The sequence below is a fragment of the Streptomyces yunnanensis genome (assembly GCF_029011865.1).
Classification (GTDB): Bacteria; Actinomycetota; Actinomycetes; order Streptomycetales; family Streptomycetaceae; genus Streptomyces; species Streptomyces yunnanensis.
In genome coordinates this window covers 4,986,106-4,999,593 of the sequence record NZ_CP095749.1, presented here as the reverse complement: position 1 = coordinate 4,999,593, position 13,488 = coordinate 4,986,106, and the positions used below count along the sequence as shown (strand labels likewise).

At 74.1% G+C, this 13,488-nt stretch carries 11 protein-coding genes and 1 pseudogene; 2 read left to right on the top strand and 10 right to left on the bottom strand.

The window, feature by feature from the left end; translation table 11 throughout:
* Nucleotides 1-172: 172 nt before the first annotated feature.
* From MOV08_RS21725 to pdhA, 7 genes are all read right to left on the bottom strand, one after another.
* Entirely contained in the window at nucleotides 173-1,150 is a 978-nt protein-coding gene (locus MOV08_RS21725; protein ID WP_039634838.1) for an NAD(P)H-quinone oxidoreductase, read from the bottom strand.
* A 108-nt stretch (nucleotides 1,151-1,258) separates the two neighbouring features.
* The gene (locus MOV08_RS21720) at nucleotides 1,259-2,395 is read right to left on the bottom strand and encodes a potassium channel family protein (protein ID WP_039634836.1); all 1,137 of its coding nucleotides are present in this window, start codon (nucleotides 2,393-2,395) and stop codon (nucleotides 1,259-1,261) included.
* A complete protein-coding gene (locus MOV08_RS21715) occupies nucleotides 2,392-3,960 on the bottom strand; it encodes a molybdopterin molybdotransferase MoeA (protein ID WP_275308588.1) in 1,569 nt (522 codons plus the stop codon). The genes MOV08_RS21720 and MOV08_RS21715 overlap by 4 nt, the downstream gene beginning before the upstream one ends.
* A complete protein-coding gene (locus tag MOV08_RS21710; protein ID WP_275308587.1) occupies nucleotides 3,957-4,871 on the bottom strand; it encodes an NTP transferase domain-containing protein in 915 nt (304 codons plus the stop codon). The genes MOV08_RS21715 and MOV08_RS21710 overlap by 4 nt, the downstream gene beginning before the upstream one ends.
* 54 nt (nucleotides 4,872-4,925) lie before the next feature.
* Nucleotides 4,926-6,374: a dihydrolipoamide acetyltransferase family protein gene (locus MOV08_RS21705; protein ID WP_275308586.1), complete on the bottom strand. Its 1,449-nt coding sequence runs from the start codon at nucleotides 6,372-6,374 to the stop codon at nucleotides 4,926-4,928.
* Nucleotides 6,374-7,408, bottom strand: a complete 1,035-nt coding sequence (locus tag MOV08_RS21700) for an alpha-ketoacid dehydrogenase subunit beta (RefSeq protein ID WP_275308585.1) — start codon at nucleotides 7,406-7,408, stop codon at nucleotides 6,374-6,376. The genes MOV08_RS21705 and MOV08_RS21700 overlap by 1 nt, the downstream gene beginning before the upstream one ends.
* A complete protein-coding gene (pdhA, locus tag MOV08_RS21695) occupies nucleotides 7,405-8,598 on the bottom strand; it encodes a pyruvate dehydrogenase (acetyl-transferring) E1 component subunit alpha (RefSeq protein WP_275308584.1) in 1,194 nt (397 codons plus the stop codon). The genes MOV08_RS21700 and pdhA overlap by 4 nt, the downstream gene beginning before the upstream one ends.
* A 247-nt stretch (nucleotides 8,599-8,845) precedes the next feature.
* Here pdhA and MOV08_RS21690 point away from each other — a divergent pair, with 247 nt between their 5' ends.
* Complete coding sequence (locus MOV08_RS21690; protein ID WP_039634824.1) at nucleotides 8,846-9,376, top strand: Lrp/AsnC family transcriptional regulator; 531 nt, start codon at nucleotides 8,846-8,848, stop codon at nucleotides 9,374-9,376.
* 26 nt (nucleotides 9,377-9,402) lie between these two features.
* Here MOV08_RS21690 and MOV08_RS21685 read toward each other — a convergent pair whose 3' ends face one another.
* Nucleotides 9,403-9,993 (bottom strand): TetR/AcrR family transcriptional regulator, encoded by a 591-nt coding sequence (locus MOV08_RS21685; protein ID WP_039634822.1) that lies wholly within the window; start codon nucleotides 9,991-9,993, stop codon nucleotides 9,403-9,405.
* Nucleotides 9,994-9,995: 2 nt separating this feature from the next.
* Nucleotides 9,996-11,516: a 3-hydroxyacyl-CoA dehydrogenase gene (locus MOV08_RS21680; protein WP_275308583.1), complete on the bottom strand. Its 1,521-nt coding sequence runs from the start codon at nucleotides 11,514-11,516 to the stop codon at nucleotides 9,996-9,998.
* Nucleotides 11,517-11,661: 145 nt separating this feature from the next.
* Between MOV08_RS21680 and paaN the strand changes: the two genes are divergently transcribed.
* Nucleotides 11,662-13,344: a phenylacetic acid degradation protein PaaN gene (gene paaN / locus MOV08_RS21675; protein ID WP_039634818.1), complete on the top strand. Its 1,683-nt coding sequence runs from the start codon at nucleotides 11,662-11,664 to the stop codon at nucleotides 13,342-13,344.
* Here paaN and MOV08_RS44205 read toward each other — a convergent pair.
* Nucleotides 13,295-13,480, bottom strand: a pseudogene (locus MOV08_RS44205) (hypothetical protein); the annotation flags it as partial. The gene paaN and the pseudogene MOV08_RS44205 sit on opposite strands and share 50 nt — an antisense overlap.
* Between the last annotated feature and the right edge of the window lie 8 nt (nucleotides 13,481-13,488).

Genomic DNA, 13,488 nt, shown 5'->3' with positions numbered 1-13,488 from the left:
ACGGAATCCTGCAGCGACCACGGTGCCCCTCCCGTGCCGAGCCGTCGAGTGACGTGCCCAGCGTCACACAGCGGTGAGACCGCGGCATCTCGGGCAGATCGGCGGAGTGACCTGCCGGCACGGGGAGGGGCGAGGGGCGTTCGGAGCCCCGGGGGCGACGGGCGGGCCGCGCTCAGACGGTCAGCACGACCTTGCCGAAGTGGCTGCTGGCGTCCACGACGCGGTGCGCCTCGGCGGCCTCCGCCATCGGCAGGGTCCGGTCCACGATCGGGCGGACCTGGCCGTTGCCGATCAGCGGCCAGACGTGCTCCCGGACCGCGGCGACGATGGCGGACTTCTCGCTCACCGGGCGGGCCCGCAGACCCGTGCCGGTGATCGCGGCGCGCTTGGAGATCAGCGCGGCGAGGTTGAGCTCGGCCTTCACGCCGCCCTGCAGGCCGATGATCGCCAGCCGGCCGGCGACCGCCAGCGCCTTGACGTTCCGCTGGAGGTACTTGGCGCCGATGATGTCGAGGATGACGTCCGCGCCCTTGCCGTCGGTGGCCTTGCGGATCTCCTGGACGAAGTCCTGCTCGCGGTAGTCGATGAGGATGTCGGCGCCCAACTCGGCGCAGCGGGCCAGCTTTTCGGGACCGCCGGCGGTGACCGCGACCCGCGCGCCGACGGCCTTGGCGAGCTGGATCGCCATGGTGCCGATGCCGCTGGCGCCGCCGTGGACCAGCAGGGTCTCGCCGGGCCGCAGGTGCGCGATCATGAAGACGTTCGACCAGACCGTGCAGGCGACTTCGGGGAGCGAGGCGGCCGTGACGAGGTCGACGCCGGCCGGCAGCGGCAGCACCTGGCCGGCCGGGACGGCGACCTTCTCGGCGTAGCCGCCGCCCGCCAGCAGCGCGCACACCTCGTCGCCGACCGCCCAACCGTGCACGCCGGGCCCGACCGCCGCGATCCGCCCCGCGCACTCCAGGCCGGGGTACGGGGAGGCGCCGGGCGGCGGGTCGTAGAAGCCCTGGCGCTGGAGCAGGTCGGCGCGGTTCACGGCACTGGCCGCGACCTCGATCAGGACCTCTCCCTCTGCGGGCTGCGGATCGGGCACTTCGGCCCAGACGAGGGCTTCGGGGCCACCGGGCTCGGGGATTGTGATCGCTCGCATGGGCGCGAGGCTACTCGCCGACCGGCCATGGGGCGAAAGGGCGGGGCGGGGCTTCGCTACAGGTCACGGCCCGTCACGTCCGGTCCACAGCCCCCGTCCCACGATCCGTCACTCGTCCGCCGGACGCATGGGGGAGACCCCCGTGCCGGGCAGCGTCGGCTTGCCGGGCGGCTTGCCGGGGACGGCGGGCTCCTCCGCGGCGGCGCGGACGATGGTGATCAGGCGGTCCGCGGCCTGCAGCGGGCTCGCCGCCGGGTCGTCGTACCCCAGCAGCCGGTGGCCGCGCAGGACGGAGACGACCAGGTCGCCGGTCTCCCGAACGGACTTGCCGACCTCGGACTTGACCACCGGCCGCTCCACCAGGTCCAGGCCGCTGCCCTGTTGGATCAGGTCCTCCATGACGGCGCCCGCGCTGGGGCTGTGCACCGAGAGGCCCAACAGCCGCCCGGCCGCGCTGGCCGAGGTGATCACCGCGTCGGCACCGGACTGCCGCAGCAGCGGCGCGTTCTCCTCCTCCCGCACCGCGGCGACGATGTTGGCGCGCTTGTTGAGCTGACGCGCGGTCAACGAGACCAGGACGGCGGTGTCATCGCGCTGGGTGGCGATGACGATCTGGTGCGCGCGCTGGATCTCGGCCCTCAGCAGCACATCGCTGCGCGTCGCGTCGCCGACCACGCCCGCGAACCCCTCGGACACCGCGGACTCGACGACCTTGGTGCTGGGGTCGACGATGACGATCCGGTCCCGGGGCAGACCCGTGGCGCACAGGGTCTGGACGGCGGACCGGCCCTTCGTCCCGAAGCCGACGATGACGGTGTGATCGCGCAAGGCGTTTCTCCAGCGGGTCAATTTCCATTGCTCACGGGTGCGCTCGGTCAGCACCTCCAGCGTGGTGCCGACCAGGATGATCAGGAACAGCACGCGCAGCGGCGTGACCAGCAGGATGTTCAGCAACCGCGCGCTGGCGCTGTAGGGGACGATGTCGCCGTAACCCGTGGTGGAGAGCGTGACGGTGGCGTAGTAGACGCAGTCGAGCAGGTCCAGGGTGCCACCGGCGTTGTCGTGGTACCCCTCGCGGTCGATCCAGACGATGAAGACCGTCGCGACGAGCACCAGCAGGGCCATCGTCAGCCGTCGGGCGACCTGCCGTATCGGCGCCTTCGGGGTGCGGCGGGGCAGTATCACCCGGTGGGAGCGGTCCTCGGGGACCTCGCGGGCCGCGGCGTCGTGGGACGGGAGCTTCACGCGGCGCCTCCGGAGGGGGCTGCGGGGTCGTAGGAGGTGTCCGGGGTCGGCCAACCCGCCGACCAGCCCGCCGGCCAGGGCAGTTCGAGGAGTTCGACCTCGGTGCCGGGCTCCGCGCCGCCCGGCGGGACGACGGCCATCGCGTCGGCGGCGGCGATCCCGCGCAGCATGGCGGGCCCGTGGAAGTGCAGCGGCGCGGCCACCAGCCCGTGCCGGTCGTCGTCGCGGTAGGCCACCGGGACGAGCCGGGTGTCGTGCGGATGCCCGTAGACCGCGGCGGCCAGCGGCACCCGGTAGGGCGCGGCGGGGTGGCGGGCGGCGAGCGTGCGGAGCAGCGGCTCGGCGAGGGTGAGCAGGCCGGACACGGCGGCCAGCGGGTTGCCGGGGAGACCGACGAGGTGCCGGCGCGGGGCGAGGCGGGCCAGCAGCATCGGATGGCCCGGGCGCACCGCCACGCCGTCCACCAGGAGTTCCGCGCCGAGCCGTCGGAGGGTGGGGTGCACATGGTCGACGGGGCCCGACGCGGTGCCGCCGGTGGTGAGGACCACGTCGGCGGTGGACCCGGCGAGAGCGTCGTGCAGCGCGTCGGCGTCGTCGCCGAGGTGCCGCAGGGGCACCGCCTCGGCTCCCAGGGCGTGCAGCCAGGGCACCAGCATCGGGCCGAGTGCATCGCGGATCCGGCCGCCCTCCGGCAGTCCGCTGCGCAGCAGTTCGTCGCCGAGGACGAGCACCTCGACGCGGGGCCGGGGGTGGACGGAGAGTTCGTCGTAGCCGGCCGCCGCGGCCAGGCCGAGGATCGCGGGGGTCACCAGGGTGCCGGCGGGCAGCAGGTGGTCGCCGCACCGGCACTCCTGGCCGCGCGGGCGGATGTCCTGACCCGGCGGCACCGGCCGCGGCGCGTACAGCCGGGCCCGGCCGTCGGGGAGTTCGAGGACCTCGCCGTGTTCGCTGCGCAGCACCGCGGTGGCGCCGGCCGGGATGCGGGCTCCGGTGGCGATGGGGAGGGCATGGCCGTCGGGGAGCGCCGCGGTGGTGGCGTGGCCGGCGAGGATGCCGGTGTCCGGGTCGGTGCCGGTGTCGTCCGCCGCGTGGTCGAGGCGCCAGGGGCCGGGGCCGGAGACCGCCCAGCCGTCCATCGCCGAGGTGTCGAACGAGGGCAGGTCGGTGAGGGCCGTGAGGGGAGCGGCGAGCGTGCGGCCGAGCGCGTCGGCGAGCGCGGCCGTCCCGGGGCCGGGTGGTTCGTGCACCGCGTGTTCGGCGATGTCCCGGGCCGTGCGCCACGGCGTGCCGGAGCGGCCGGTGGACCGCTTGCCGGGGCGGGCGGGGGCGGTGTCGCGGACGTCGCCGGGCCCGGCGGGGCGGTCCCGGTCGGTGCCGCCGGCCGCGGGATCGTCGCCGGGCCTCGGCGATCCCGCGCGGGCGACGGGGTACGGACCGGGCGCCGCGCCGCCGGGTGTCCGGTCGCCGGATCCGGCGGGTCGGCGGCCCGGCGGGGTGCCGTTGGCCAGGGCGAGCGCGTCGGCGAACTCGTCGCCGAACGGGTCGCCGTGCTCGCCCTCGGTCATTCCGCGGACTGCGCTTCTTCAGCCGGGGATCCGGAGCCGGTCGCCGGCGCCGTTCTGGCCTCTTCGGCCGCGGCCTCCGCCGCCCAGCGGTCGGCCAGCGCGGCGACCTGCCGCGACAGCTCCGCCACGTCGCTTCCCTGGCGGCCCGCCGCGTAGCCGACCAGGAAGGTCGTCAGCGGCGCGGCCGGGCGGGCGACGCCGTGCGCCGCGTCCCGCGCGAGGTCGAGGAGTGCCGCCGTGTCGACATCGAGGTCGATGCCCAGTTCGGCCTTGACTGCCGTGATCCATTCGTCCAACACGTGTCCATGCTCCCTGATCCGGGCACGTGCCGTGCCGATGTCCTCCCAGGTGTCGCAGTCGAAGGACGCCGTGGACGTGGTGTCCGGGACGCGGACCAGCGCCAGCGCGGTCAGCAGCGGGCGCAGCGGCAGGCCGGTCAGGGCGCCGTGGGCGGACCGCAGCCGGTCCAGCGCGCGGCGCAGCGGGGCCGTCCGGTAGGCGGCCACCAGCGGCTGGTCCCGCCCTTCCGCATCGCGCAGCAGCGCCCCGTCCGGGGGTGGATCGTCGCCGGTGGTCGCCGTTTCGAGGAGGGCGCGGACCGTCCCGGCCGTCAGGAACGGCAGGTCGGCGGAGAGCACCAGCACGGTGGGGGCGGTGGTGTGCCGCAGCCCGGCGTCGAGCGCGGCGAGCGGGCCGCCGCCGGGCGGGTCTTCGAGGGCCTGGACCACGGGGCGGGCGGTCGGGCGCGCGGGGCCGACGACGACGGTGGCCGCGGCGTCGGGGCAGGTGGCCAGGACCCGGTCCAGGAGGGCGCGGCCGCCGACCGGCAGGGCGGGTTTGTCCGCCCCGCCGAGCCGTCGGGCCGCCCCTCCGGCCAGCACGATCGCGTCGTAGTCGGTGTGCTCGCTCACCCCTTGAGTATCGCCGGGTGCCACGCGCTCACACCGCCGGCCGCCGCGGGGCCGTCACCTCCCGCGCAGCAGCAGCGCGGGCCGCTCGACGCAGTCGGCGACATAGCGCAGGAAACCGCCCGCGGTACCGCCGTCGCACACCCGGTGGTCGAAGGTGAACGACAGCTGGACCACCTGCCGGACCGCCAACTCGCCCTCGTGCACCCAGGGTTTGGCGGCTATCCGGCCGACGCCGAGCATCGCCGCCTCGGGGTGGTTGAGGATCGGGGTGGAGCCATCGACGCCGAAGACGCCGTAGTTGTTGAGGGTGAACGTGCCGTGCGAGAGCTCGGCGGGGGACAGTTTTCCGGCCCGTGCGGCGTCGGTGAGCCGGGCGATCTCGGCGGACAGCTGCTCGACGGTGCGGTCCTGGGCGTCCCGGACGACCGGCACCACCAGGCCGCGGTCGGTCTGCGCCGCGAAGCCCAGATGGACCGCGGGCAGCCGGACGATCTCCTGGGCCGCGGTGTCGACGGTCGCGTTGAGCTCGGGGTAGCGGGCGAGCGCGGCCGTGCAGATGCGGGCCAGCAGCGCCAGCAGCGACACCTTGGGGGCGCCCGGCACGTTCATCGCCCGGCGGGCGGCGAGGAGTTCGGTGGCGTCGGCGTCCACCCAGCACGTGGCGTCGGGGATCTCGTGGCGGCTGCGGCGGAACTTCTCGGCCGCGGCGCCGCGCAGGCCCTTGAGCGGGATCCGCTCCTCCCCGGGGACGGGTCCGGCCGCCGCGACGGCGACCGGCTCGCGCGCCGCCCGCGCCCGGACCTCGGACTCGACGTCCGTGCGGAGGATCAGCCCCTCGCGTCCGGTGCCGCGCACCTCCCGCAGGTCCAGGCCGTGCTCGCGGGCAATGCGGCGGACCAGCGGCGAGATGACGGCCACCGTGCGGGTGCCGTTGGCCTCGGTGGTGGGGGCGGGACCGGCCGCGGCGGCGAGGGGCGCGGGCGCGGCGGGCCGGTGCGCGGGGCCCTCGGGGGCGCCCGGCCGGATCCTGCGGCGTCGGGCCGAGGAGCTGCTCGTCCCGTAGCCGACCAGGACGTTCCCCGAACCGGAGTCCTGCGGTTCCCCGGCCTCGGGGGGCGCCGGGGCCGGTGCGGTGGCGGGGCCGCCGGGGCCCGCCACCGCGCTGTCAACTCCTCCCCCACTCTCGACTGCGCTCGACCGGGGGGACCCCCATGCGCAGGGGGTGCCCCCCTCGTCTCCGGCGAGGTCGTCCGGCACCGCTCCGACCGCGACCGTCACCAGGGGTGCCCCCACCGGGACTTCGGCCCCCTCCTCGCCGAAGCGGGCGGTGACCACCCCGCCGTACGGGCACGGCACCTCGACCATCGCCTTGGCGGTCTCGACCTCCACCACCGGCTGGTCGACGGCCACCACGTCGCCGACCTCGACCAGCCACTGCACGATCACCGCTTCGGTGAGGCCCTCCCCCAGGTCGGGCAGGGTGAACTCGCGCACCTCGGCCATCACGCACCACGTCCTTCGGTCCAGCGCGACTCCCACTGGAGGCGGGCGACGGTGTCCAGGATCCGGTCCACACCGGGGAGGTGGTGCCGCTCCAGCATGGGCGGCGGGTAGGGGATGTCGAAACCGGCGACGCGCAGCACCGGCGCCTCCAGGTAGTGGAAGCAGCGCTCGGTGATCCGCGCGGCGATCTCGCCGCCGGGGCCGCCGAAGCCGTTGGACTCGTGGACGATCACGGCCCGGCCGGTGCGCCGCACGGACGCGCAGACCGTGTCGTCGTCGAACGGCACCAGCGTGCGCAGATCGAGGACCTCCAGGTCCCAGCCCTCGGCGCGGGCGGCCTCGGCGGCCTCCAGGCAGACGGGCAGCGACGGGCCGTAGGTGATGAGGGTGGCGCTGCTGCCGCGGCGACGGATCTCGGCCCGGCCCATGGGGGCGACCGGGGCCGGCGCGTCCGGCGACCAGTCGGCCTTGGACCAGTAGAGCCGCTTGGGTTCGAGGAAGACGACCGGGTCGTCGGAGGCGATGGAGGCGCGCAGCAGCCCGTAGGCGTCCTCGACGGTCGCGGGGGTGACGACCTGGAGGCCGGGGGTGGCGAGGTAGTACGCCTCGGAGGAGTCGCTGTGGTGCTCGACGCCGCCGATCCCGCCGCCGTAGGGGATGCGGATGGTCAGCGGCATGGCGACCGCGCCGCGGGTGCGGTTGCGCATCCGGGCGACATGGCTGATCAGTTGCTCGAACGCCGGGTAGGCGAAGGCGTCGAACTGCATCTCCACGACCGGCCGCAGCCCGTACATCGCCATGCCGACGGCGGTGCCCAGGATGCCGGCCTCGGCGAGGGGGGTGTCGCTGCAGCGGTCCTCGCCGAACTCCTCGGCCAGGCCGTCGGTGACCCGGAAGACGCCGCCCAGGGTGCCGACGTCCTCGCCCATCACATGGACGGCGGGGTCCTCGGCCATGGCGTCGCGCAGCGCGCGGGTGAGCGCCTGCGCCATGGTGGCCGGTTTGCGCGCGGCCGGCGCGGTGGTGGTCGTCATGGCCTGGCCTCCTGGGCGGGCGTGGCGGTGCCCGTGGTGGTCTCGGGGTGCCCTTCGGCCTCGGCGTCCAGCTCGGCGCGCAACTGGGCCGCCTGGGCGCGCAGTTGACCGGTCTGCTGGGTGAAGACGTGGTCGAACAGGTCCATCGGGTCCAGCGGCGGTTCGGTGTGCATCCGCTCCCGGAGGTCGGCGGCGAGCCGTTCGGCGCCGTCCCGGGTGGCGGTGGCGAACTCTTCGGTGAACAGGTCGCGGTCGGTCAGCTCGCGCTCCAGGAGGGCTATCGGGTCGTGGGCCCGCCAGGACTCGACCTCGGCCTGGGTGCGGTAGCGGGTGGCGTCGTCGGCGTTGGTGTGGGCGTCGATGCGGTAGGTGACGGCCTCGACGAGGGTGGGGCCGCCGCCCTCACGGGCCCGCCGGACCGCTTCGGTGAGGACCTCGTGCAGGGCGGGGGCGTCGTTGCCGTCCACCAGGCGGCCGGGCATGCCGTAGCCGACCGCCTTGTGGGCGAGGGTCGGCGCGGCGGTCTGCTTGGCCAGCGGCACGGAGATCGCGAAGCCGTTGTTCTGTACGAGGAAGACGACCGGGGCCTGCCAGACGGCCGCGAAGTTGAGCGCCTCGTGGAAGTCGCCCTCGCTGGTGCCGCCGTCGCCGACCATCGCCAGGGCGACCACGTCGTCGCCCTTGAGGCGGGCGGCGTGCGCCAGGCCCACGGCGTGCGGGAGTTGGGTGGCGAGCGGGGTGCACAGGGGGGCGATGCGGTGCTCGTACGGGTCGTAGCCGGTGTGCCAGTCGCCGCGCAGGAGGGTCAGGGCCTGTACGGGGTCGAGGCCGCGGGCGACGGCGGCGAGGGTGTCGCGGTAGCTGGGGAAGAGCCAGTCCTGCTCGTCGAGGGCGAGGGCCGCGGCGACCTGGCAGGCTTCCTGGCCCGCGGACGAGGGGTAGACCGCCAGCCGGCCCTGTCGGGTCAGGGCGGTGGCCTGGGTGTTGTACCGGCGGCCGCGCACCAGCTCGGTGTAGAGCCGCTTCAGCAGCGCGGGGTCGAGCCGGCGGGCGGCGTCCGTGCCCAGGAGGCGATGCGGCTCGGCCTCGGGCAGCAGGGGCGCGGGATCGACGCGCGGCCGCCAGGCGGGCGGCGGGCCGGCAGGGCCACTGGTGTGCCTGCTGCTGCCGGGCTGCTCAAGGACCGTCATGACGGGCACCTCCTCGTCATCGAAGGGGTGGCGCGATGCGCCTCACGGGGTGGGGGCGAGCGGGGGTGCCTCCCGGCGGTGGCGGGGGAGGCCGGGCGGAACGCGAACAGTCGGGGTGGGTGACCCCTCCCTACCGATTGTTCGGTCGCCGATGCATTTTGGCTACAGGCGGGTTCAGCCTGTGGACAAACGGTCCTCCACGGCTTGTGATGAAGACAGGGAGTCCATCAAGGGGAGGCGGGAGCACATGCCGGAGGAACAGATGGCCAATCCGGGCGGGCAGCCGTCGACGGCGCCCGCCCCGTCTGCTCCGGCCGCCCGCCCCCTGGACACCATCGACCGCGCCATCCTGCGCCTGCTGCGGACCGACGGCCGGGCCTCGATACGCTCCGTCGCCGAGCAGGTGCACGTCTCCCGCGCCAACGCCTACGCGCGGATCAACCGGCTGCTCGACGACGGCGTCATACGCGGCTTCAGCGCCCTCGTCGACCAGGAAAGGGCTGGTCAGGGGGCCTCCGCCTACGTCACCTTGAAGATCGTCCAGAACTCCTGGCGGACCGTGCGCAAGCAGCTCACCGCGCTGCCCGGGGCCGCCCACATCGCGCTGGTCAGCGGCGACTTCGACGTGCTGCTGCTGGTCCATACCAAGGACAATCGCGAGCTGCGGGAGCTGGTCCTGACCCGGATCCAGTCCATACCGGAGGTGCTGAGCACCCGCACGCTGCTGGTCTTCGAGGAGACGGACCTGGGGCTGGAGGAGGGGCGGGAAGGGGTCTGAGGCGGCCCCGGTGGGCGCGGCCCCGTTCAGACCTTGCGCAACCCCGTGAACGCCGTCCGCACCACGGCCTCCGCGACCTCGTCGCGACTCGCGGCGCCGCCGCGCCCGGGCCGGTACCACTCCACGATCGAATTGATCATGCCGAAGAGCAGGCGGGTGGCGAGCCGGACGTCCACGTCGTCCCGGAGGTCGCCGTCGGCCGCGGCCTCCTTCAGCAGCGCCGCGACCCGGTGGTCGAACTCGCGGCGGCGCTCCATGGCCCACCGCTCGGTGTCGGTGTTCCCCCGCACCCGCAACAGCAGCGTCACGTAGGGAAGTTCGTCCATCAGCACCTCGGCCTCGCGCCGGGTGACGTACTCCAGCCGCTCGATCGCCCGCCCCTCCTGGGCGCCGGGTTCCGCCAGCACACCGAAGAGCCCGTCCAGGGCGCGGCTTATCGCGCGGCGGAGCAGCTCTTCCTTGCTGCGCACGTGGTGGTAGATCGAGGACTTCGAGATGCCGGCCGCCTTGGAGAGGTGCTCCATGGAGGTGCCGTCGTAGCCGCGCTCGATGAACACCTCGACGGAGACCGCGAGCAGCGAATCGGGCGTGTAGGCGTCGCGCTTGGCCATGGTCATGATTAGAGCACCAATTCCTCGAGATCCGCACGGCGCCGCAGCGCCCGGGACGGTACGTAGCGTCCCCCGGCATTCTGGCGGTGCAGGGAGTCCAGCAGCGTGCTGACCCAGCGGGCACCGAGCCGCTCGACCCACTCCATGGGGCCACCGGGGTAGTTCACGCCGAGCCGCATCGCGGTGTCGATGTCCTCGGGGGTCGCGACGCCACGGGCCGCGGCGTCCACGGCGAAGTCGACGATCATCGCGACCGTGCGGGCGACGATCATGCCGGGGACGTCGTCGATCACGCTGACCTGCTTGCCGAGCGCCTGGAAGAGGCCGACGGCCTCGGCGAGGTCCGCCTTCGAGGCCGTCGCCGAGGGGGCCAGGGCGATCCGGGTCGCGGCCCGGTAGTCGAGCGAGAGGTCGAAGCGGAGACCGGGGCAGCGGTCCCGGCGCGTGGCCGGATCGCCGTCGGTCAGGGCGAGCCGGGCCCCGCCGGGCAGCCGGACGAAGCCTTCGGGCTCCCCCGCTGCGCCGTTGCGGAGGACCTTGATCCCGGCGTCCTCGATCAGCGCGGGCAGCGCGGCGGCGGGGCCGGGCAGCTCCCCGTGCAGGGCGACCGAGGCCGGGGGCGGGCAGGCCGCGGCGGTCGCCGGCTCGGGCCGCGCGGCGCCCTCGGCGTAGTCGAACCAGCCGCGCCCCGACTTACGGCCGTGCAGCCCGGACTCCACCAGGCGGCGCTGCGCCAGGGAGGGCGTGAACTTCGGGTCCTGGAAGAAGGCCGTCCACACCGAGTGGGTGACCGCCTCGTTCACGTCCTGTCCGATGAGGTCGGTGAGTTCGAACGGGCCCATCCGGAAGCCGCTGCCCTCGCGCAGGACGGCGTCGATGGTGGCGGGGTCGGCGGCCCGCTCCTCGTGGACGCGCAGCGCTTCGGCGTAGAAGGGGCGGGCGATGCGGTTGACGATGAAGCCGGGGGTGTCGGCGCAGCGCACGGGGGTCTTTCCCCAGGCCGCGGCGGTGTCGTAGGCGATGGCTGCGGCGGTGTCGTCGGTGGCGAAGCCGCTGACGATCTCCACCAGGGGGAGCAGCGGGGCGGGGTTGAAGAAGTGCATGCCCACGCAGCGACCGGGGTGCCGGAGCGCGCCGGCGACCGCGGTGACGGACAGGGAGGAGGTGTTGGTGGCCAGCAGGCAGTCCGCCGGGACGACGTCCTCCAGGGAGCGGAACAACTCCTGTTTGGCGGGGAGTTGTTCCAGGATCGCCTCGACGACCAGTGCCGCGTCGGAGAGTTCGGCGAGCCCTTCGGCCGGGGAGAGGCGGGCGCGGGCGGCGTCCCGTTCGGCCGTCGGGATCCGGCCTTTCTCCACCAGCCGGTCCAGCCGCCGCACGATGGCCTCGGCGGCCTGCGCGGCGCGGCCCGGGGCGCTGTCGTAGAGCCGTACGGGGTGGCCGGCGACCAGTGCCACCTGCGCGATTCCCTGCCCCATGGTGCCGGTGCCCACCACTGCCACGGTGGTGTCGATGCCGATTGCCGTCATGGCAGCTGATCCTCCCCGACCGAGTTTTCCACAGGATGGCCGGACCCTCTTGCCCCGACCGATCGTTCGGTTACTCTAACTCCGTTGCTGTGTCACTCCCAGCCCCTATCCACTTTCCGCGCAGTCGACGAGGAGTTGGTCATCGATGGCCGCCGAAATGACCGCAGCCCAGTTGATCGAGAAGCACCGCCCGACCCTCGACAAGGCGCTGGAAGCCATCCGCACCCGCGCGTACTGGTCCCCGCATCCCGAGCACCCCAAGGCGTACGGCGAGAGCGCCGCCCCGGACGGCCTCGCCGCCTTCGAGGCGCTGCGCGGCACCCGTTTCGCGCTCGACCAGCCCGGCACGGACGACTGGGCGGGCGAGGAAGTCTCGCCCTACGGGCCGGAGTTGGGCATCACCTATCCGCACCCGGACGCGTCGGTGCTGCTGCCGGCCATGCGGGCCGCGCTCCCCGTGTGGCGGGACGCCGGGCCGGAGGCGCGCGCCGCGGTGTGTCTGGAGATCCTGGCGCGGATCAGCGCCCGCACCCACGAGTTCGCGCAGGCCGTGATGCACACCAGCGGCCAGGCGTTCATGATGGCGTTCCAGGCGGGCGGGCCGCACGCCCAGGACCGCGGCCTGGAGGCCGTGGCGTACGCCTACGAGGAGCAGACCCGCACCCCGGAGAAGGCGGCATGGACCAAGCCGCAGGGCAAGCGGGACCCGCTGGAGCTGACCAAGACCTTCACGGCGGTGCCGCGCGGCGTGGCCCTGGTGATCGGCTGCAACACCTTCCCGACGTGGAACGGCTATCCGGGCCTGTTCGCCTCGCTGGCGACCGGCAATCCGGTGCTGGTCAAGCCGCATCCGCGCGCCGTGCTGCCGCTGGCCCTGACGGTCCAGGTGGCCCGGGAGGTGCTCGCCGAGGCCGGTTTCCCCGCCGATCTGGTGTGCCTGGCGGTGGACAGGCCGGGCGAGGGGCTGGCCAAGACGCTGGCGGTCCGGCCCGAGGTCCGGATCATCGACTACACCGGCTCGACCGCCTTCGGCGACTGGCTGGAGGCCAACGCCCGCCAGGCGCAGGTCTACACCGAGAAGGCCGGCGTCAACACCGTGGTCATCGAGTCCACGGACAACTACAAGGGCATGCTCAGCAACCTCGCCTTCTCCCTGTCGCTCTACAGCGGCCAGATGTGCACCACCCCGCAGAATCTGCTGATCCCGCGCGAGGGCATCGACACGGACGCCGGCCCGAAGTCGTACGACGAGGTCGTCAGTGATCTGGCGGGCGCGGTCGGCGGTCTGCTGGGCGACGACGCGCGGGCCAACGCGCTGCTCGGCGCGATCGTCAATCCGCAGGTCAAGGCGCGGATCGACGAGGCTTCCGGGTTCGGTGAGGTGGCGCTGGCCGCCCGCGAGGTGGTGAACCCGGAGTTCCCGGGGGCCACGGTCCGCACGCCGCTGATCGTCAAGCTCGACGGCGCCAAGCCGGAGTCCGAGGCGGCGTATCTGTCGGAGTGCTTCGGTCCGGTGTCCTTCGCGGTGGCGGTCGATTCCGCCGTCGACGCGGTGGCGCTGCTGCGTCGCACGGTCCGGGAGAAGGGCGCCATGACGGTCGGCGCGTACACCACCTCGGCCGACGTGGAGCGGATGGTGGAGGACGTCTGCCTGGAGGAGTGCGCCCAGCTGTCGGTGAACCTCACCGGCGGGGTGTATGTGAACCAGACGGCGGCGTTCTCCGACTTCCACGGCTCGGGCGGCAATCCGGCGGCCAACGCGGCGCTGTGCGACGGCGCCTTCGTGGCGAACCGGTTCCGGACGGTGGAGGTGCGGCGGGAGGCGTGAGGCCCCGGGGCCCGGACGCGTTCCGGGCCCCGATCCCAACGATCGGCAGCCCCTCGGCGGCGGCCCGGGAGGCCGGTTCCGCGGTGCCCGGGTGGTGGCGGACGTGCTGACGGTCGGTCACCATCACGCCGCGGCGCCGCCGTG